Raw genomic sequence first — 21267 nt, 5'->3', positions numbered from 1 at the left:
AAAATTAAGCGTTTATCATTTATCTTTAGTAATTCAATTTGCAAGGGGGAAATCACTTTGGCGGATAATTTAGTCATAGTTGAGTCGCCTGCAAAAGCTAAAACCATTGAAAAATATTTAGGAAAAAGATACAAAGTTATCGCTTCAATGGGACACGTACGTGACTTGCCTAGAAGTCAAATGGGTGTCGATACTGAAGATAACTATGAACCAAAATATATTACAATTCGCGGTAAAGGTCCGGTTGTTAAAGATTTAAAGAAATATGCTAAAAAAGCTAAAAAAGTTTTTCTCGCTAGTGACCCCGACCGTGAAGGTGAAGCGATTGCCTGGCATTTATCAAAAATTTTAGAACTAGAAGACTCAAAAGAAAACAGAGTAGTATTCAATGAAATTACAAAAGATGCGGTAAAAGATAGTTTCAAACACCCTAGAGGTATTGAAATGGATTTAGTTGATGCTCAGCAAGCACGTCGTATTCTAGATAGACTCGTGGGTTATAATATCTCTCCTGTATTATGGAAGAAAGTTAAAAAAGGTTTATCTGCAGGACGTGTTCAGTCAGTAGCTCTTCGTTTAGTTATCGACCGAGAAAATGAAATACGTAATTTCAAACCAGAAGAATATTGGACTATTGAAGGGGAATTTAGATATAAAAAGTCTAAATTTAATGCTAAGTTCCTCCATTATAAAAATAAACCTTACAAATTAAATACAAAAGAAGACGTTGAGAAAATTACAACAGCTCTTGATGGAGATCAATTTGAAATTACGAATGTAAATAAGAAAGAAAAAACACGTAATCCAGCTAACCCATTTACTACTTCAACCCTTCAACAAGAAGCTGCACGTAAGTTAAACTTCAAAGCTCGTAAAACTATGATGTTAGCGCAGCAACTATATGAAGGTATTGATTTAAAACGTCAAGGTACTATCGGTTTGATTACTTACATGCGTACTGATTCTACACGTATATCAGACTCTGCAAAGTCAGAAGCTCATAACTATATTACTGATAAATATGGTAAAGAATATGTGTCTAAACGTAAGGCAACCGGTAAACAAGGTGACCAAGATGCCCATGAAGCGATTAGACCTACAAGTACTTTAAGAACTCCAGATGAAATGAAACCTTATTTAACTAGAGATCAACATCGTCTGTATAAATTAATTTGGGAACGTTTTGTGGCAAGCCAAATGGCTCCTGCAATTTTGGATACTATTGCACTCGATGTTACTCAAAATGATATTAAATTTAGAGCAAATGGTCAGACTATAAAATTCAAAGGTTTCATGACACTATATGTTGAAGCTAAAGATGATAAAGAAAATGATAAAGAAAATAAACTTCCTAAATTAGAGGAAGGCGATAAAGTTACAGCAACTCAAATTGAACCTGCACAACACTTTACTCAACCGCCTCCACGTTATACAGAAGCACGTTTAGTTAAGACACTAGAGGAACTTAAAATAGGAAGACCTTCAACTTATGCTCCGACAATAGATACTATTCAAAAGCGTAACTACGTTAAATTAGAAAGTAAACGATTCGTACCAACAGAACTTGGCGAAATTGTTTATGAACAAGTCCAAGAGTACTTCCCAGAAATTATTGATGTAGAGTTTACTGTTAACATGGAAACTTTATTAGATAAAATAGCTGAGGGAGATACGAATTGGCGTAAAGTAGTTGGTGATTTTTATAATAGTTTCAAGCAAGATGTTGAACGTGCTGAAGAGGAAATGGAAAAAATAGAGATTAAAGACGAACCAGCTGGAGAAGATTGTGAAGTCTGTGGTTCACCTATGGTTATTAAAATGGGAAGATATGGTAAGTTTATGGCTTGTTCTAATTTCCCTGATTGTCGAAATACTAAAGCTATAGTTAAATCTATCGGAGTAACATGTCCTAAATGTAATGAGGGTGAAGTAGTTGAACGGAAATCCAAGAAGAATAGAATATTTTACGGATGCTCTCAATACCCTGATTGTGACTTCATTTCTTGGGATAAACCAGTAGGAAGAGAATGTCCTAAATGTAACCACTACTTAGTAGATAAGAAAAAAGGTAGAAGTAGCCAGGTCGTTTGTTCTAACTGTGATTACAAGGAAGAAGTTCAAAAATAGATTAAATTAAATTAGGAGGAAAATGATGACTCAAACAGTTAATGTCGTTGGAGCTGGATTGGCAGGTTCTGAAGCGGCATATCAGTTAGCTCAGCGTGGTGTAAAAGTTAATTTAATTGAAATGAGACCAGTGAAACAAACTCCAGCTCATCACACTGATAAATTTGCTGAACTTGTATGTTCTAATTCACTAAGAGGTAATTCTCTGACAAATGCAGTGGGTGTGCTTAAAGAAGAAATGAGACGTCTGGACTCTCTAATTATTCAAGCAGCTGATAAAGCACGTGTCCCAGCTGGGGGAGCTCTAGCTGTAGATAGACACGATTTTGCTGGTTATATCACTGATACGCTTCGTAATCATCCCAATATAACAGTATTAAATGAGGAAGTTAATCATATTCCTGAAGGATACACAATTATAGCTACAGGTCCACTAACGACAGAACACTTAGCTCAAGAAATAGTTGATATTACAGGTAAAGATCAACTTTACTTTTATGATGCAGCGGCACCGATTGTAGAAAAAGATACAATAGACATGAACAAAGTTTACTTAAAATCTCGTTATGACAAAGGTGAAGCTGCTTATCTTAATTGTCCTATGACAGAAGAAGAATTTAATAGATTTTATGATGCTGTATTAGAAGCTGAAGTAGCACCCGTCAATGAATTTGAAAAAGAAAAATATTTCGAAGGATGTATGCCTTTTGAAGTAATGGCTGAAAGAGGTCGTAAAACTTTACTATTTGGTCCAATGAAACCTGTAGGACTTGAGGACCCTAAAACAGGTAAACGTCCATATGCAGTTGTACAATTGAGACAAGATGATGCAGCAGGAACACTTTACAATATCGTAGGGTTCCAAACACATTTAAAATGGGGCGCGCAAAAAGAAGTTATACGTCTTATTCCTGGATTAGAGAATGTGGATATCGTGAGATATGGTGTGATGCACCGTAATACATTTATCAACTCTCCTGACGTTTTAAATGAAAAATACGAGCTTGAGGGTCATGAGCATCTTTATTTTGCAGGTCAAATGACTGGTGTAGAAGGTTATGTAGAAAGTGCGGCAAGCGGTTTGGTTGCGGGAATTAATCTCGCTCATAAACTTGCTGGTAAAGGAGAAGTTATTTTCCCTAGAGAGACGATGATAGGAAGTATGGCCTATTATATTTCTCATGCTAAAAATGAGAAAAACTTCCAACCTATGAATGCTAATTTCGGCTTATTACCATCATTAGAAAAGCGAATTAAAGATAAAAAAGAAAGATATGAAGCTCAAGCAAATAGAGCGCTCGAATATCTAGATAATTATAAACAAACACTTTGATGAGCATAATAGTTCAACTGGGTAGTAAAATAATTACTACCTAGTTTTTTTATGGAATGATTCGATTGTTTTGTGGTGAATAGGTAATATTTAAATCTTGCATTATAGGTTTAATAATTCAAGGTTTTATAAATTCTTTTTGACATTAATTCTCTAAAGATTTTGAATTGATTACCAAATTACTGTATGCCCTATCATTCATATGCTACAATGCAATATGATGGAGGGGAATTATATTGAATGAAATCCAAAAAACATTTTTATACATGTTGAAGGTAGAAAGAAATTTTTCAGAATATACTTTGAAATCCTATCATGATGATTTGATTCAATTTAATGACTTTTTAGTTAGTGAACATTTAGATTTAGCTACATTTGAATATAAAGATGCTCGAAATTATTTATCATTTTTATATTCACATAATTTAAAAAGAACGACAGTATCGAGAAAAATTTCTACTTTACGTACTTTTTATGAATATTGGATGACTCAAGATGAATCAATAGTTAACCCCTTTGTTCAACTTGTACACCCTAAGAAAGAACAGTACCTTCCTCAATTCTTCTATGAAGAAGAAATGGAAGCTTTATTTCAAACTGTGGAGCAAGATAGTAAAAAGGGCATACGAGATAGGGTTATTATTGAATTATTATATGCAACAGGAATACGTGTGTCTGAATTAGTTAATATCAAAATTAAAGATATAGATATGAATTTACCTGGAGTGAAAGTTTTAGGTAAAGGAAATAAAGAACGTTTCATTCCCTTTGGTGAATTTTGTAAGCAGAGTATTGAAAGATATTTAGACGAATTTCAACCTAGAAAAACTAATGACCATGAATATCTTATAGTTAATATGAATGGTGCGCCTATTACTGAACGTGGTGTGAGGTATGTTCTCAATGATGTAGTTAAACGCACTGCTGGTGTCACAGATATACACCCCCATAAACTCAGACATACGTTTGCAACGCATTTATTAAATCAAGGTGCTGATTTGAGGACAGTTCAATCTCTTTTAGGTCATGTTAATTTATCAACGACAGGCCGCTATACTCATGTTTCAAATCAACAACTTCGCAAGGTTTATTTAAATGCACATCCTCGAGCAAAAAAAGGAGAGTAAGTTATGAGTAATACTTTACATGCAACAACTATTTACGCTGTACGTCATAATGGAGAAGCTGCAATGGCAGGTGATGGCCAGGTTACTCTTGGACAACAAGTTATTATGAAACAAACTGCTAGAAAAGTTAGACGTTTATATGAAGGGAAAGTGTTAGCAGGATTTGCTGGTAGTGTTGCTGATGCATTCACGCTTTTCGAAAAGTTTGAAACAAAACTACAACAATTTAGCGGTAATTTAGAACGTGCGGCAGTTGAATTAGCACAAGAATGGCGTGGAGATAAGCAGTTAAGACAATTAGAAGCAATGCTTATTGTTATGAATAAAGATGCAATTCTTGTTGTAAGTGGTACAGGCGAAGTTATTGCGCCAGATGATGATCTTATCGCTATTGGGTCTGGAGGCAATTATGCTTTAAGTGCTGGTCGAGCGCTTAAAAGACATGCTTCACAACTTTCGGCTAAAGAAATGGCTTATGAAAGCTTGAAAGTTGCTGCAGACATCTGCGTATTTACTAATGATAATATTATCGTTGAAACATTGTAGTTGAATTGCATAATGTGATTTTATTTTTAAGAATTAGGAAATGAATCTTAGTTACAAAGTAACAAGATGGAGGAATGTTATATATGGATACAAATGGAATTAAATTGACTCCAAAAGATATCGTATCTAAATTAAATGAATACATTGTTGGACAAGGTGACGCAAAACGTAAAGTAGCGATTGCATTAAGAAATCGTTATAGAAGAAGTTTATTAGATGAAGAAGCTAAACAAGAAATCGCACCTAAAAATATTTTAATGATTGGACCAACTGGGGTAGGTAAAACTGAAATAGCTAGAAGAATGGCTAAAATAGTTGGTGCACCTTTCATTAAAGTTGAGGCTACTAAATTTACTGAAGTAGGTTATGTAGGTCGAGACGTTGAAAGTATGGTAAGAGACTTAGTTGATGTAGCTGTTCGTTTAGTGAAAGAAGAGAAGAAAGCACTCGTCAAAGATGAAGCGATTGCTAAAGCGAATGATAAGCTTGTTAAATTGTTAGTTCCAAGTATGAAGAAGAAGGCTTCTCAAGGAAATAATCCTCTTGAAAATCTTTTCGGAGGTGCAATTCCTAACTTTGGTCAAAATAATGAAGAAGAGGAAGAGCCACCTACTGAAGAAATAAAAACTAAGCGTTCAGAAATTAAGAAGCAATTAGAAGAAGGTAAACTTGAACAAGAAAAAGTAAGAATAAAAGTAGAACAAGATCCAGCAGCTATGGGCATGCTAGGAACGAATCAAAATCAACAAATGCAAGACATGATGAACCAATTGATGCCTAAAAAGAAAGTTGAACGAGAGGTATCTGTTGAAACAGCAAGAAAAATACTTGCTGATGATTATGCTGATGAACTTATAGATCAAGAAACAGCAAACCAAGAGGCTCTAGAGCTTGCAGAACAAATGGGTATTATCTTTATAGATGAAATTGATAAAGTAGCAACAAATAATCAAAATAGTGGTCAAGATGTTTCACGCCAAGGTGTTCAAAGAGATATTTTACCAATCCTTGAAGGTAGCATGATTCAAACCAAGTATGGTACTGTAAATACTGAACACATGCTATTTATTGGTGCTGGTGCGTTTCACGTTTCAAAACCTAGTGATTTGATTCCAGAATTACAAGGTCGTTTCCCAATCAGAGTAGAACTTGAAAGTCTTTCTGTTGACGACTTTGTCAGAATTCTTACAGAGCCTAAGTTATCATTAATTAAGCAATACGAAGCGTTGCTTCAAACTGAAGAAGTGACTGTAAACTTCACTGAAGAAGCGGTCAAACGTTTAGCTGAAATTGCTTACCAAGTCAACCAAGACACTGATAATATTGGTGCTCGTAGATTACACACAATTTTAGAAAAGATGCTTGAAGATTTATCATTCGAAGCACCAAATATGCCACATGCTGTTGTAGACATAACACCACAATATGTTGATGATAAACTAAAAACTATCTCAACGAATAAGGATTTAAGTGCATTTATTTTATAATATAAATAGAAGGAGAAAAATTATGAGCTTATTATCTAAAACTAGAGAATTAAACACGTTATTACAAAAACATAAAGGCATTGCAGTAGACTTTAAAGATGTTGCACAAACGATCAGTAGCGTTACAGTCACAAACGTATTTATCGTATCAAGAAGAGGTAAAATTTTAGGGTCGAGTCTTAACGAGTTATTGAAGAGTGAGCGAATTATCAATATGTTAGAGGAAAGACATATTCCTAGTGAGTATACTGAAAAACTTATGGATGTTAAACAAACACAATCTAACATTGACATTGATAATGTTTTAACAGTGTTCCCTCCTGAAAACAAAGACGTTTTTGTAAACAGTAGAACAACTATTTTCCCTATATTAGGTGGAGGAGAACGACTTGGTACGCTCGTTTTAGGTCGAGTTCAAGATGACTTTAATGAGAACGACCTAGTTTTAGGTGAATACGCTGCAACTGTAATTGGTATGGAAATCTTACGTGAGAAACATAACGAAGTTGAAAAAGAGGCTCGTGATAAAGCTGCAATCACAATGGCTATCAATTCGCTATCTTATTCTGAAAAAGAAGCGATTGAACATATCTTTGAAGAGTTAGGCGGAAATGAAGGTTTACTTATCGCTTCTAAAGTGGCTGACCGTGTTGGTATTACTAGATCTGTTATTGTAAATGCATTACGTAAATTAGAAAGTGCTGGTGTCATTGAATCACGTTCACTAGGTATGAAAGGTACTTTCATCAAAGTTAAAAAAGAAAAATTCTTAGATGAATTAGAAAGAACAAAATAATTAATAAAACATCAAATATAAAAAAAGAGTGTCAGCTATATCATGAGCGATACTCTTTTTATATGTGATCATAAATATTATTCATTGTTCAGACACAAAGGCATTGCGTTTTTGGACAAGTTATGATATATTAATTGACGGCTATTAAGCCAATACACACATAATTAATGTAAATATAGAGGGTGCAAATCTTTGGATTTGTCTTTATATGAGTTAATTATGGAGGTAAATAACCAATAGGAGGAATTTTAAAATGGCAGTAATTTCAATGAAACAATTACTTGAAGCCGGTGTTCACTTCGGTCACCAAACACGCCGTTGGAACCCAAAAATGAAAAAATATATCTTCACTGAAAGAAATGGTATCTATATCATTGACTTACAAAAGACAGTGAAAAAAGTTGAAGAAGCATACAACTTCCTTAAACAAGTATCAGAAGATGGCGGTAAAGTCTTATTCGTAGGTACTAAAAAACAAGCACAAGAATCAGTTAAAGCTGAAGCAGAACGTGCTGGTCAATTCTACGTTAACCAAAGATGGTTAGGTGGAATCTTAACTAACTACAAAACAATCTCTAAACGAATCAAACGTATTTCTGAAATTGAAAAAATGGAAGAAGATGGATTGTTTGAAGTATTACCTAAAAAAGAAGTTGTTGAACTTAAAAAAGAATACGACCGTTTAATTAAATTCTTAGGCGGTATTCGTGATATGAAATCTATGCCTCAAGCATTATTCGTTGTTGACCCTCGTAAAGAGCGCAACGCTATTGCTGAAGCACGTAAATTAAATATTCCTATCGTAGGTATTGTTGACACTAACTGTGATCCAGACGAAATTGATTACGTTATCCCAGCAAACGATGATGCTATCCGTGCCGTTAAATTATTAACAGGCAAAATGGCAGATGCTATCTTAGAAGGTCAACAAGGTGTATCTAATGAAGAAGTAGCTGCAGAACAAAACATCAATTTAGATGAAAAAGAAGAATCTGAACAAGCAGAAACAACTGAAGAAAACACTTCTGTTGAATCAAACTAAGATATAGTTTAAATGGGTGATAAGATACTAATGCTTATCACCTTTTTTTAAAAGTAAAACAAATCGTAATAGAGTATTGGAAATATCACCTAAAATAATGGTAAAATTTGGGTATATCATAAATACAATTATATATTGGAGGAGAAATTAATGGCAATTTCAGCAAAACTTGTTAAAGAATTACGTGAAAAAACAGGCGCAGGTATGATGGATTGTAAAAAAGCGCTAACTGAAACTGATGGTGACATCGATAAAGCAATCGACTACTTACGTGAAAAAGGTATCGCGAAAGCAGCTAAAAAGGCTGACCGTATCGCTGCTGAAGGTCTTGTACACGTAGAAGTTAAAGGAAATGAAGCAGCTATCGTTGAAATCAACTCAGAAACTGACTTCGTTGCTCGTAACGAAGGATTCCAAGAATTAGTTAAAGAAATTGCTAACCAAATTCTTGATAGTAAAGCTGAAACAGTTGACGCTTTATTAGAAACTAAATTATCAAGTGGCAAAACTGTTGATGAAAGAATGAAAGAAGCTATCTCTACAATTGGTGAAAAATTAAGTATCCGTCGTTTTGCTATTAGAACTAAATCTGATAATGACGCTTTCGGTTCTTACTTACACATGGGCGGACGCATTGGTGTGTTAACTGTTGTTGAAGGTACAACTGACGAATCAGCTGCAAAAGATGTAGCTATGCACATCGCTGCAATCAACCCTAAATATGTTTCTTCTGATCAAGTAAGCGAAGAAGAAATCAACCACGAAAAAGAAGTATTAAAACAACAAGCATTAAACGAAGGTAAACCAGAAAACATCGTAGAAAAAATGGTTGAAGGTCGTTTACGTAAATATTTACAAGAAATTTGTGCTGTAGATCAAAACTTCGTTAAAAATCCAGATGAAACAGTTGAAGCATTCTTAAAATCAAAAGGTGGTCAACTTACTGACTTCGTTCGTTACGAAGTAGGCGAAGGTATGGAAAAACGCGAAGAAAACTTCGCTGATGAAGTTAAAGGACAAATGAAATAATCTGTCATAATTTTAACAAGAAAGAAGACACCTATTAAGTTTCCTTTCTAATAGTTTTAGAGCTATAGAAAGGAGCCATCCGTGTCTTCTTTACTTATATATTTTTACATATTTCTACTATAGAGAGGATAAGAAAATGGCTCAAACTTCTAAATATAAACGTGTAGTCTTGAAATTGAGTGGAGAAGCTTTAGCTGGAGATAAGGGATTCGGTATCAATCCAATTATCATCAAAAGTGTAGCGAAACAAGTTGCTGAAGTTGCTAAAATGGACTGTGAAATTGCAGTTATTGTTGGTGGCGGAAACATTTGGAGAGGTAAAACAGGCAGCGATTTAGGAATGGATCGAGGCACTGCTGACTATATGGGCATGTTAGCAACTGTAATGAATGCTTTAGCGTTACAAGATAGTTTAGAACAATTAGATTGTGATACACGTGTTTTAACTTCAATTGAAATGAAACAAGTTGCTGAACCATATATTCGTCGACGTGCAATCAGACATCTAGAGAAGAAGCGCGTAGTTATCTTTGCAGCTGGTATAGGTAACCCTTACTTCTCAACTGATACTACAGCAGCTTTACGAGCAGCTGAAGTTGAAGCAGATGTAATCTTAATGGGTAAAAATAATGTAGATGGTGTTTATTCAGCTGACCCTAAAGTTGATGAAAATGCCGTTAAATATGAACACTTAACTCATATTCAAATGTTACAAGAAGGTTTACAAGTAATGGATTCTACTGCTTCATCATTCTGCATGGACAATAATATTCCATTAAATGTATTCTCAATTATGGAAGAAGGAAATATTAAGCGCGCCGTTATGGGAGAAAAAATCGGTACGCTGATTACAAAATAAATTAGAGGTGTAAAAAATGAGTGACATTATTAAAGATACTAAAGCTAGAATGCAAAAATCTATCGACAACTTATCACGTGAATTAGCTAACATCAGTGCTGGTCGAGCTAATTCAAATTTACTAAATGGTGTAACAGTTGATTACTATGGTGCACCAACACCAGTACAACAATTAGCAAGTATCAATGTTCCTGAAGCACGTTTATTAGTAATTTCACCATATGATAAAACTTCAGTAGATGATATTGAGAAAGCAATCATCGCAGCAAACTTGGGCGTTAACCCAACAAGTGACGGTGAGGTCATCCGAATTTCTGTTCCTGCATTAACAGAAGAAAGACGTAAAGAACTAGTGAAAAACGTTAAAAAAATTGGTGAAGATGCAAAAGTTTCAATTAGAAATATTCGCCGTGACATCAATGATCATCTTAAAAAAGAAGAGAAAAATGGTGACATTACTGAGGATGACTTAAGAAGTCAAACTGATGACGTTCAAAAAGCAACTGATAACTCTATTAAAGAAATAGATCAGTTAGTTGACGATAAAGAACAAGATATCATGTCTGTTTAATCATGGGACTTGTCACTGAGTAGATTAAAATTTATAACTACTCTTCACATGATATTTATAAAGTGTCTAAGAATGAATTAGTGAGCTCGACTTTAGGTCATACTTCTTCAATACTTTATGAATCTTTATGTTTTAATAGTCTAAACTGTACCAAGTAGGACTTTGGTACAGTTTTTTTATTTGCTTATTCAATGGAATAAATGAGTATGATAAAATGGTAGATGATTGTTTAATTAACCTATACAATAAAACAGAGATGATCAGGCTCGGAGGAAAGACCATGTTTAAAAAGCTAAAATATAAAAATAAGACTGAAAATAATCTAAATAATGATTTAGATTTACATAATATTCCTGAACATGTTGCCATCATTATGGATGGAAATGGTCGATGGGCTAAAAAACGTAAAATGCCAAGAATAAAAGGACATTATGAAGGCATGCAAACAATCAAAACAATTACTCGAGAAGCGAGTAATATTGGTATTAAATATTTAACACTTTATGCTTTCTCCACAGAGAATTGGTCTAGACCTGAAAGCGAAGTTAATTATATTATGAATCTGCCTGTTAATTTTCTTAAAACATTTTTACCAGAGTTAATTGAAAAAAATGTTAAAGTTGAAACAATTGGATTCGGTGAAGGCTTACCCCAATCAACTATTGAAGCTATTAATCAAGCGAAAGAAAAGACGAAGAATAATACAGGATTAACATTAATTTTCGCTATTAATTATGGTGGACGTGCTGAAATTATTCAAAGTATGAAAGAAATATTTGAAGAGTTACAATCTGCGCATCAAAGTTCTGAAGCTATTGATGAAAATCTATTAAACAAACATTTAATGACTCGCGATTACCCTGATCCGGAATTACTAATTCGTACTTCTGGAGAACAAAGAATTAGTAACTTTTTAATTTGGCAAGCTTCATACAGTGAATTTATTTTTAATGAGAAGTTATGGCCAGATTTCGATGAAAATGAATTAAAAGAATGTTTAAAAATTTATCAATCGCGCCAAAGACGCTTTGGGGGATTAAGTGAGGAGTAAAGTATGAAAGTAAGAACATTAACTGCAATTATTGCCTTATTAATATTCTTGCCATTCTTACTAAAAGGTGGCATGATTTTAATGCTTTTCGCTTACTTATTAGCTTTAATTGCATTAAAAGAACTATTAAACATGAACATGATTAAGTTCTTATCTATACCAGGATTTATTAGTGCATTAGCCTTAATTATTATTATGTTGCCTCAAGATGCTGGGGAATGGGTACAAACTATACAACTTAAAAGCTTAATAGCTATGAGTTTTATTGTCCTTAGTTATACAGTGTTATCTAAGAACAGATTTAGTTTTATGGATGCAGCTTTCTGTCTTATGTCGGTAGCATATGTAGGTATTGGATTTATGTATTTCTATGAAACACGTTCAGAGGGATTACATTACATATTATTTGCCTTTCTAATAGTTTGGTTAACAGATACTGGAGCATATATTTTCGGTCGATTGATGGGTAAACATAAATTATGGCCTGTGATTAGCCCTAATAAAACGATTGAAGGTTTTATTGGGGGAATCATTTGTAGTTTACTCGTACCTTTAATTATGCAATTTTTCGTGAATTTCCATCTAAACATATGGCTGTTATTAATAGTTACAGTGATTTTAAGTATGTTTGGCCAATTAGGAGATTTAGTTGAATCTGGATTTAAGCGACACTTTGGTGTCAAAGATTCAGGCCGTATTTTACCAGGTCACGGTGGTATTTTAGATAGATTTGATAGTTTTATGTTTGTTTTACCACTATTAAATATTTTATTAATCCAAATTTAATTTGTGGTACAGTCTATAAAATAAAATAGATGTTATAATAAAGGAGTTATTGAGATATTGGAGAGAGTGCAATGTCTCTTAACTCCTTTTGAACACTATCACTGTATAAATCGTTAACTACAATTATACATATTTATTCGAGAATGAATCTAAGCGTATTATAATGTTTTATATTATTTGTTTATTCTAGTACTTAGATTTATTGAAAATTAAACATAATATCAATAGAGGTGTAGAGTATGAGCTATTTAATAACAATAGTTTCATTTATCATCGTATTTGGTGTACTAGTTACTGTACATGAATACGGTCATATGTTCTTTGCTAAAAGAGCAGGTATCATGTGTCCTGAATTCGCGATTGGCATGGGGCCTAAAATTTTTAGTTTTAGAAAAGATGAAACATTATACACAATACGTTTATTACCTGTAGGCGGTTATGTAAGAATGGCTGGAGATGGACTTGAAGAGCCACCAGTTCAACCAGGTATGAACGTAAAAATTAAATTAAATGAAAAAGATGAAATTACGCATATTATTTTAGATGATCAACATAAATTCCAACAAATTGAAGCTATAGAAGTTAAAAAATGTGACTTTAAAGATGATTTATATATAGAAGGTATAACATCTTATGATGAAGAAAGACATCATTACTCAATCGCTAAGAAAGCATATTTTGTTGAAAATGGAAGTCTTATACAAATCGCCCCTAGAGATAGACAGTTTGCGCATAAGAAACCATTACCCAAATTTTTAACACTTTTTGCCGGCCCGCTCTTCAATTTTATTCTAGCATTAGTGTTATTTATAGGTTTAGCTTATTACCAAGGTACGCCTACAAATACAATTGGAGAAGTAGTAAAGCATTCACCTGCAGATCAAGCTGGGTTACATAAAGGTGATAAAATTGTTGAAATCGGTGATCATAAAATTAAAGACTTTAGTGAAATAAGAAAAGTATTAGATGATAATAAAACTTCTAAAACAACAATTAAAGTACAAAGAGATCACCATTTAAAAACAATGCAACTTGAACCCAAAAAGGTAGAAAACAAAATTAGCAAAAACAAAAAGCAAACAAGTTACCAAATCGGATTTGCACCTAAGTTGGAGCATAGTATCTTTAAACCAATCAGTTATGGAATTTATAATTTCTTTGATAAAGGTAAATTAATCTTCTCAGCGGTTGTTGGTATGATTGCTAGCATCTTTACTGGTGGTTTTTCATTCGACATGCTTAATGGTCCAGTAGGTATTTACCATAATGTGGACTCAGTTGTAAAGTCTGGTATTATCAACCTAATAGGCTATACAGCATTATTAAGTGTAAACTTAGGTATCATGAACTTATTACCTATTCCAGCGTTAGATGGTGGTCGAATTTTATTCGTATTATATGAGGCTATTTTCAGAAAGCCAGTGAATAAAAAGGCTGAAACAGCTATTATTGCAACAGGTGCATTATTTGTTGTTATTATTATGATTATCGTAACTTGGAACGATATACAACGGTATTTCTTATAATTAGGGAGGAAAATAGAGAATGAAACAATCTAAAGTATTTATACCAACGATGAGAGAAGTTCCTGCAGAAGCTGAAGCACTAAGTCATCGTTTATTACTTAAAGCAGGTTTAATCAAACAAAGTACTAGTGGAATCTATAGTTATTTACCACTTGCAACAAGAGTTTTAAATAACATTTCTAACATCGTACGAGAAGAAATGGAAAGTATTGATGCCGTTGAAATTTTAATGCCCGCTTTACAACAAGCTGAATTATGGGAAGAATCTGGACGTTGGGGAGCTTATGGTCCAGAGTTAATGCGGCTCAAAGATAGAAATGGAAGAGAATTCGCATTGGGGCCTACGCATGAAGAGGTTGTAACTTCTCTAGTTAGAGACGAACTAAAATCATACAAACGTCTACCTCTTACCTTATTCCAAATTCAATCAAAATACCGTGATGAAAAGAGACCCCGCTTTGGATTATTACGCGGCAGAGAATTTATTATGAAAGATGCATATTCTTTCCACGCTGACGAAGAATCTTTAGATGCAACATATCAAGATATGTACAATGCATATAGTAAAATCTTCAAGCGTGTTGGGATTAACGCACGCCCTGTAGTCGCTGATTCAGGCGCGATTGGTGGTAATCACACTCATGAATTTATGGCACTAAGTGAAATTGGCGAAGATACAATTGTTTATAGTAACGAAAGTGACTATGCTGCTAATATTGAAAAAGCAGAAGTTATTTATCATCCTTCAGAAAAACATACTGAAATAGCTGAACTATCTAAAATTGCAACACCTAATGTCAAAACAGCACAAGAACTCGCAGATTTCTTAAATCGTCCGCTAGATGAAATTGTTAAAACAATGATTTTCAAAGTAGATGGCGAATTTATTATGATTCTAATAAGAGGGCACCATGAATTAAACGATGTTAAATTAAAAGCATATTTCGGTACTGAAAATGTTGAAATGGCATCACAAGATGAAATTGTCAATTTAGTTGGTGCAAATCCTGGTTCTTTAGGCCCAATTCATAATAAAGAAATTAAGATATACGCAGATAACTATGTAAAAGATTTAAATAATCTTGTTATAGGTGCTAATGAAGATGGCTATCATTATGTTAATGCTAATGTAGAAAGAGATTTTAACATTGATGAATATGGTGATTTTAGATTTATTTTAGAAGGCGAAATGTTAAGTGATGGTTCTGGTAAAGCTCAATTTGCGGAAGGTATTGAAGTTGGACAAGTCTTCAAGTTGGGTACAAAATACTCTGAAGCAATGAACGCTACCTTCCTTGATAATCAAGGTAAAGCACAACCATTAATTATGGGATGTTACGGTATTGGTATTTCGAGAACTCTTAGCGCCATTGTTGAACAAAATAATGATGACAATGGTATTATTTGGCCGAAATCAGTCACACCATTTGATTTACACCTAATAACAATTAACCCTAAAAAAGATGATCAGCGTGAATTAGGAGATCAATTATATGACCAATTAAATGGTAAATTCGATATTCTTTATGATGATAGAAAAGAACGCGCAGGTGTTAAATTTAACGATGCTGACTTAATTGGGTTACCATTGCGAGTTGTAGTTGGTAAAAGAGCTGAAGAGGGTATTGTCGAGATCAAACAACGCTTGAATGGTGAAAGTGAAGAGATTCACGTCAATGATTTAGAAAATTATTTAAAAGATTTATATGACAATTTAAAATAGATTTAGATTTTGAAAGTTAACTAGTTGAAGTAGGGCGGGGAATGAATTTTGAGTTTGAAATTCAAACCTGCTCTTCTTTATTGTTTTAAATATACAAATAATTTCTTATGAAAATTTATCAAATGAGTAGTATAATATGAATCAAATTTGCTATAAGATTTGACTGTGCAGCAATAGTAGTTCTTATCACATACATAATTAGAATTTAAATAAAAGTACAAGTATTAAAAATTTAAGGTGGTTATTATTTTGGCAATGACAAATCAAGAAAAATTCAAAGTACTTGCCGATCAAATTAAAATATCAAATCAATTAGAGACTGATATTCTAAATGAGGGTGAACTGACTCGAATTGATGTTTCTAATAAGAATAGAACATGGGAATTTCAAATCTCATTACCACGTTTCCTTTCACATGAAGATTACCTATTATTTACTCATGCAATTGAAGAAGAGTTTAAAGAAATAGCCACAGTTACCATCCATTTCTCAATTAAAGATACAACTAACCAAGACGAACATGCATTAAAATACTTTGCCCATTGTATTGATCAAACGAGATTATCACCTAAAGTTAAAGGTCAATTAAAACAAAAGAAATTGATTATGTCTGGTAATGTAATCAAAGTTTTAGTATCCAATGATATTGAACGTAACCATTTTGACAAAGCATGTAATGGAAGTTTAGTTAAAGCTTTTCAAAAATGTGGTTTTAATATAGACAAGATTATCTTTGAAACAGATACTACGAATCATGATGATGATTTAGCCTCATTAGAAGCTCATATTCAACAAGAAGATGAACAAAGTGCTAGAGAAGCTACTGAAAAATTAGAAAAAATGAAGGCTGAAAAGGCTAAACAACAAGATAACAATGAAAGTTCTGTTGATAAGTGTCAAATTGGGAAAACAATTCAAGTTGAAAACATTCGCTCTATTGATTCAATTATCGAAGAAGAATTCAAAGTAGCAATTGAAGGTGTTATTTTCGATATAAATTTAAAAGAATTAAAAAGTGGACGTCATATCGTAGAGCTTAAAGTTACAGACTATACAGATTCTTTAGTTTTAAAAATGTTTACTCGTAAAAATAAAGATGACCTAGACCATTTTAAAGCTTTAAGTGTAGGAAAATGGGTCAGAGCACAAGGACGTATTGAAGAAGATACATTTGTGCGTGATTTAGTCATGATGATGTCAGATATTGAAGAAATAAAAAAAGCACCAAAAAAAGACAAAGCTGATGAAAAACGTATAGAATTCCACTTACATACTGCAATGAGTCAAATGGACGGTATACCCAATATTGGTTCTTATGTTGAACAAGCTGCTGAGTGGGGTCATTCAGCTATTGCAGTTACTGATCATAATGTCGTTCAAGCATTTCCAGATGCACATAATGCTGCAGAGAAACACGGTATCAAAATGATTTACGGAATGGAGGGCATGCTTGTTGATGACGGTGTGCCTATCGCTTACAAACCTACTGATCGAGTATTAAAAGATGCTACTTATGTGGTATTTGACGTGGAAACAACTGGTTTATCTAATCAATACGATAAAATTATTGAGTTGGCAGCTGTCAAAGTTCATAATGGTGAAATTATTGATAAATTTGAGCGCTTTAGCAATCCTCATGAACGTTTATCTGAAACTATCATTAACTTAACTCATATTACAGACGATATGTTAACTGATGCTCCAGAAATTGAAGAAGTATTAACTGAATTTAAAGAATGGGTTGGAGACGCGATATTTGTAGCTCATAATGCCTCATTTGATATGGGATTTATTGATACTGGTTATGAGCGCTTAGGCTTTGGACCATCTACTAACGGAGTGATCGATACATTAGAACTTTCACGTACGATTAATACAGAATACGGTAAACATGGTTTGAACTTCCTTGCTAAAAAGTATGGAGTCGAACTTACACAACACCATAGAGCCATTTATGATACAGAAGCAACCGCTTATATTTTCATTAAAATGATTCAACAAATGACGGAACTGGGCGTTCACAATCACAATGAAATAAATAAAAAACTAACAAATGAGGACGCATATAAAAGAGCACGTCCATCTCATGTAACACTTATAGTTCAAAACCAAGAGGGACTTAAAAATTTATTTAAAATTGTGAGTGCATCCTTAGTTAAATACTATTATCGTACGCCTAGAATTCCACGATCTCTTTTAAATGAATATAGAGAAGGTATATTAGTTGGTACTGCTTGTGATGAAGGTGAATTATTTACTGCTGTTATGCAAAAAGACCAAGCACAAGTTGAGAAAATCGCTAAGTATTATGATTTTATAGAAGTTCAACCACCTGCATTGTATCAGGACTTAATGGATAGAGAATTAATCCGTGATAATGAGACATTAACAGAGATTTATCAACGGTTAATTGAAGCGGGAGATAGTGTAAATATTCCAGTTATTGCGACAGGAAATGCACATTATTTATATGAACATGATGCAATTGCACGAAAAATTTTAATAGCGTCACAACCGGGTAATCCTTTAAATCGTACTACATTACCAGAAGCGCATTTTAGAACTACAGATGAAATGCTAGATGAGTTTCATTTTCTAGGAGAAGAGAAAGCTTATGAAATCGTAGTTAAAAATACGAATGAATTAGCAGAACGTATTGAGAGAGTTGTACCGATTAAAGATAAATTATTTACACCTAGAATGGAAGGTGCAAATGATGAGATCCGTGAGTTAAGTTACTCTAATGCTAAAAAGTTATATGGGGAAGATTTACCACAAATTGTTATAGATCGATTAGAAAAGGAATTAGAAAGTATTATAGGTAATGGTTTCTCGGTTATTTACTTAATTTCTCAAAGATTAGTTAAAAAATCACTAGATGATGGTTATTTAGTAGGATCACGTGGTTCAGTAGGATCAAGTTTCGTAGCTACTATGACTGAAATAACCGAAGTCAATCCTTTACCACCTCATTATATATGTTCACATTGTAAAACAAGCGAGTTCTTCAATGATGGTTCAGTAGGTTCAGGTTTCGATCTTCCTGATAAAAAATGTCCTACATGTGGCAATGAACTCATAAAAGAGGGACAAGATATTCCATTCGAAACATTCTTAGGTTTCAAAGGAGATAAAGTTCCCGATATTGATTTAAACTTTAGTGGGGAATATCAACCAAATGCGCATAACTATACCAAAGTGCTATTCGGAGAAGATAAGGTTTTCCGTGCAGGAACAATTGGTACAGTTGCTGAGAAAACTGCTTTCGGTTTTGTAAAAGGATACTTAAATGATCAAGGTATTCATAAACGCGGAGCTGAAATTGATAGATTGGTTAAAGGTTGTACTGGTGTTAAACGTACGACTGGACAACATCCGGGTGGTATTATAGTAGTTCCTGATTATATGGATATTTATGATTTTACACCGATACAATTTCCGGCAGATGATCAAAGTGCAGCTTGGATGACAACTCACTTTGACTTCCACTCCATTCATGATAACGTATTAAAACTTGATATCCTTGGTCACGATGATCCAACAATGATACGCATGCTTCAAGACTTATCAGGTATTGATCCTAAAACTATTCCAGTTGATGATAAGGATACGATGCAGATTTTCAGTGGACCTGAAAGTTTAGGCGTTACTGAAGATGAAATACTATGTAAAACTGGTACATTTGGAGTTCCTGAATTTGGTACTGGGTTCGTTAGACAAATGTTAGAAGACACGAAACCAACAACCTTCTCGGAACTTGTACAAATTTCTGGATTATCACATGGTACTGATGTGTGGCTTGGTAATGCTCAAGAATTGATACGACAAGGTATTTGTGATTTATCAAGCGTAATAGGTTGTCGTGATGATATCATGGTCTATCTTATGTATGCAGGCTTAGAACCATCTATGGCCTTTAAAACAATGGAGTTTGTACGTAAAGGCCGTGGATTAACCGATGAAATGGTTGAAGCTATGAAAGAAAATGATGTACCTGACTGGTATTTAGATTCATGCCGAAAAATTAAATACATGTTCCCTAAGGCACATGCTGCAGCATATGTTCTAATGGCAGTAAGAATTGCTTATTTTAAAGTACATCATCCTTTATATTATTACGCAGCGTACTTCACAATAAGGGCTTCTGACTTTGATCTCATTACAATGATTAAAGATAAAACGAGTATACGTAACACTGTTAAAGATATGTACTCACGTTATATGGACTTAGGCAAAAAAGAAAAAGATGTTTTAACAGTTTTAGAAATTATGAACGAAATGGCACATCGAGGGTTCCGTATGCAACCAATTAGTCTCGAAAAAAGTCAGGCTTTCGACTTTGTTATTGAAGAAAATACGCTTATTCCTCCGTTTGTTGCAGTACCAGGTCTAGGTGAGAATGTTGCCAAACGGATTGTTGAAGCACGTGAAGAAGGACCTTTCTTATCCAAAGAAGATTTAAATAAGAAAGCAGGACTTTCACAAAAAGTTATTGATTACTTAGATGAGATGGGATCCTTACCAGGTTTACCAGATAAAGCACAATTATCTATTTTTGATATGTAGTTTTCCCTTGAAAATGATTGCTAATTATCAAATAGATTACCAAAATCAGGAAGTAGGTGCTAAACAATAGAATGTTAATAGCACCTCTATCCCGTCTACAACTTATGAAATTTGTTTAGTATCATGAGTTATGATATACTTTAATTGTGTAAAAAATGATTAAACTCAGGCAGAAGAGTGGGCATATACCCGCTCTTTTCTATTTGCCAAAAAAGGAGGCCTGTATGAGTAAAATTACTGAACAAGTAGAAACTATAATTCAGCCTATATTAGATGATTTAAAATTTGAACTTGTTGAAATTGAATATGTTAAAGAAGGTAAAGATCGCTTTCTTAGAGTATCCATCGATAAAGAAGGTGGCGTAGATCTTAATGATTGTACTTTAGCTTCAGAAAAAATTAGTGAAGCAATGGATGAAAATGACCCTATCCCGGAAATGTATTACCTTGATGTAGCATCTCCAGGGGCAGAACGACCTATTAAAAAAGATAAAGATTTTCAAAATGCTGTAAGTCAACCTATATTTGTTTCACTTTATGCACCAATAGAAGGTGATAAAGAGTGGTTAGGAATCTTAAAATCTGTAGATGAAGACAATATAGTTATGGAAGTAAAAGAAAAATCAAAAACCAAAGAAATTGAAATACCAAGAAATAAAATCGCTAAAGCACGTCACGCTGTTATGATTTAACGTGAT

The 21267-nt window shown here is 33.6% G+C and carries 16 protein-coding genes; all 16 read left to right on the top strand.

Translation table 11 applies throughout. The features are described 5' to 3' along the window. Nucleotides 1–51: 51 nt before the first annotated feature. The 16 genes from topA to rimP all read left to right on the top strand — a co-directional run bounded on the left by topA (nucleotide 52) and on the right by rimP (nucleotide 21261). A complete protein-coding gene (gene topA, locus HMPREF3154_RS06060; protein WP_030064789.1) occupies nucleotides 52–2127 on the top strand; it encodes a type I DNA topoisomerase in 2076 nt (691 codons plus the stop codon). Nucleotides 2128–2152: 25 nt separating this feature from the next. Further along, the gene (trmFO, locus tag HMPREF3154_RS06055) at nucleotides 2153–3460 is read left to right on the top strand and encodes an FADH(2)-oxidizing methylenetetrahydrofolate--tRNA-(uracil(54)-C(5))-methyltransferase TrmFO (RefSeq protein ID WP_023350395.1); all 1308 of its coding nucleotides are present in this window, start codon (nucleotides 2153–2155) and stop codon (nucleotides 3458–3460) included. A gap of 236 nt (nucleotides 3461–3696) precedes the next feature. Continuing rightward, nucleotides 3697–4587: a tyrosine recombinase XerC gene (xerC, locus tag HMPREF3154_RS06050; protein ID WP_023350394.1), complete on the top strand. Its 891-nt coding sequence runs from the start codon at nucleotides 3697–3699 to the stop codon at nucleotides 4585–4587. 3 nt (nucleotides 4588–4590) lie between these two features. Continuing rightward, the gene (gene hslV / locus HMPREF3154_RS06045; protein WP_023350393.1) at nucleotides 4591–5133 is read left to right on the top strand and encodes an ATP-dependent protease subunit HslV; all 543 of its coding nucleotides are present in this window, start codon (nucleotides 4591–4593) and stop codon (nucleotides 5131–5133) included. Between the two features lie 83 nt (nucleotides 5134–5216). Next, a complete protein-coding gene (gene hslU / locus HMPREF3154_RS06040; RefSeq protein ID WP_023350392.1) occupies nucleotides 5217–6620 on the top strand; it encodes an ATP-dependent protease ATPase subunit HslU in 1404 nt (467 codons plus the stop codon). A 22-nt stretch (nucleotides 6621–6642) separates the two neighbouring features. Next, nucleotides 6643–7416 carry a GTP-sensing pleiotropic transcriptional regulator CodY gene (gene codY, locus HMPREF3154_RS06035; RefSeq protein WP_002436324.1) on the top strand — a complete coding sequence of 258 codons (774 nt, stop codon included), beginning with the start codon at nucleotides 6643–6645 and terminating at the stop codon, nucleotides 7414–7416. Between the two features lie 253 nt (nucleotides 7417–7669). Further along, entirely contained in the window at nucleotides 7670–8458 is a 789-nt protein-coding gene (rpsB, locus tag HMPREF3154_RS06030) for a 30S ribosomal protein S2 (RefSeq protein WP_002436327.1), read from the top strand. Between the two features lie 150 nt (nucleotides 8459–8608). Beyond that, nucleotides 8609–9487, top strand: coding sequence for a translation elongation factor Ts (gene tsf / locus HMPREF3154_RS06025; RefSeq protein WP_030064793.1), 879 nt, complete (start codon nucleotides 8609–8611; stop codon nucleotides 9485–9487). 136 nt (nucleotides 9488–9623) lie between these two features. Then, nucleotides 9624–10346, top strand: a complete 723-nt coding sequence (pyrH, locus tag HMPREF3154_RS06020) for a UMP kinase (protein WP_002436299.1) — start codon at nucleotides 9624–9626, stop codon at nucleotides 10344–10346. 16 nt (nucleotides 10347–10362) lie between these two features. Beyond that, nucleotides 10363–10917, top strand: a complete 555-nt coding sequence (gene frr / locus HMPREF3154_RS06015) for a ribosome recycling factor (protein ID WP_002436295.1) — start codon at nucleotides 10363–10365, stop codon at nucleotides 10915–10917. A 280-nt stretch (nucleotides 10918–11197) separates the two neighbouring features. After that, nucleotides 11198–11968: an isoprenyl transferase gene (locus HMPREF3154_RS06010; RefSeq protein ID WP_023350390.1), complete on the top strand. Its 771-nt coding sequence runs from the start codon at nucleotides 11198–11200 to the stop codon at nucleotides 11966–11968. 3 nt (nucleotides 11969–11971) lie between these two features. Further along, nucleotides 11972–12754 (top strand): phosphatidate cytidylyltransferase, encoded by a 783-nt coding sequence (locus HMPREF3154_RS06005; protein WP_002436308.1) that lies wholly within the window; start codon nucleotides 11972–11974, stop codon nucleotides 12752–12754. A 239-nt stretch (nucleotides 12755–12993) separates the two neighbouring features. Continuing rightward, nucleotides 12994–14280 (top strand): RIP metalloprotease RseP, encoded by a 1287-nt coding sequence (gene rseP, locus HMPREF3154_RS06000; protein WP_023350389.1) that lies wholly within the window; start codon nucleotides 12994–12996, stop codon nucleotides 14278–14280. A 19-nt stretch (nucleotides 14281–14299) separates the two neighbouring features. Continuing rightward, nucleotides 14300–16003, top strand: coding sequence for a proline--tRNA ligase (locus HMPREF3154_RS05995; protein ID WP_049326556.1), 1704 nt, complete (start codon nucleotides 14300–14302; stop codon nucleotides 16001–16003). A 255-nt stretch (nucleotides 16004–16258) separates the two neighbouring features. Further along, on the top strand, nucleotides 16259–20569 hold the full coding sequence (locus HMPREF3154_RS05990) for a PolC-type DNA polymerase III (RefSeq protein ID WP_087671603.1): 4311 nt from the start codon (nucleotides 16259–16261) through the stop codon (nucleotides 20567–20569). A gap of 224 nt (nucleotides 20570–20793) precedes the next feature. Next, nucleotides 20794–21261, top strand: coding sequence for a ribosome maturation factor RimP (gene rimP, locus HMPREF3154_RS05985; RefSeq protein ID WP_002436317.1), 468 nt, complete (start codon nucleotides 20794–20796; stop codon nucleotides 21259–21261). Nucleotides 21262–21267: the final 6 nt, after the last annotated feature.

It is taken from the genome of Staphylococcus sp. HMSC06C11, assembly GCF_001808345.1.
Taxonomy (GTDB): Bacteria; Bacillota; Bacilli; order Staphylococcales; family Staphylococcaceae; genus Staphylococcus; species Staphylococcus capitis.
This window is presented reverse-complemented; position numbering and strand designations above follow the sequence as displayed.

Coding starts and splice junctions, on each gene's coding strand:
- HMPREF3154_RS06005 (WP_002436308.1), top strand. CDS start 11,972: ATGAAAGTAAGAACATTAACTGCAATTATTGCCTTATTAATATTCTTG.
- hslV (WP_023350393.1), top strand. CDS start 4,591: ATGAGTAATACTTTACATGCAACAACTATTTACGCTGTACGTCATAAT.
- trmFO (WP_023350395.1), top strand. CDS start 2,153: ATGACTCAAACAGTTAATGTCGTTGGAGCTGGATTGGCAGGTTCTGAA.
- HMPREF3154_RS05990 (WP_087671603.1), top strand. CDS start 16,259: ATGACAAATCAAGAAAAATTCAAAGTACTTGCCGATCAAATTAAAATA.
- pyrH (WP_002436299.1), top strand. CDS start 9,624: ATGGCTCAAACTTCTAAATATAAACGTGTAGTCTTGAAATTGAGTGGA.
- tsf (WP_030064793.1), top strand. CDS start 8,609: ATGGCAATTTCAGCAAAACTTGTTAAAGAATTACGTGAAAAAACAGGC.
- HMPREF3154_RS06010 (WP_023350390.1), top strand. CDS start 11,198: ATGTTTAAAAAGCTAAAATATAAAAATAAGACTGAAAATAATCTAAAT.
- HMPREF3154_RS05995 (WP_049326556.1), top strand. CDS start 14,300: ATGAAACAATCTAAAGTATTTATACCAACGATGAGAGAAGTTCCTGCA.
- rpsB (WP_002436327.1), top strand. CDS start 7,670: ATGGCAGTAATTTCAATGAAACAATTACTTGAAGCCGGTGTTCACTTC.
- rimP (WP_002436317.1), top strand. CDS start 20,794: ATGAGTAAAATTACTGAACAAGTAGAAACTATAATTCAGCCTATATTA.
- hslU (WP_023350392.1), top strand. CDS start 5,217: ATGGATACAAATGGAATTAAATTGACTCCAAAAGATATCGTATCTAAA.
- rseP (WP_023350389.1), top strand. CDS start 12,994: ATGAGCTATTTAATAACAATAGTTTCATTTATCATCGTATTTGGTGTA.
- frr (WP_002436295.1), top strand. CDS start 10,363: ATGAGTGACATTATTAAAGATACTAAAGCTAGAATGCAAAAATCTATC.
- codY (WP_002436324.1), top strand. CDS start 6,643: ATGAGCTTATTATCTAAAACTAGAGAATTAAACACGTTATTACAAAAA.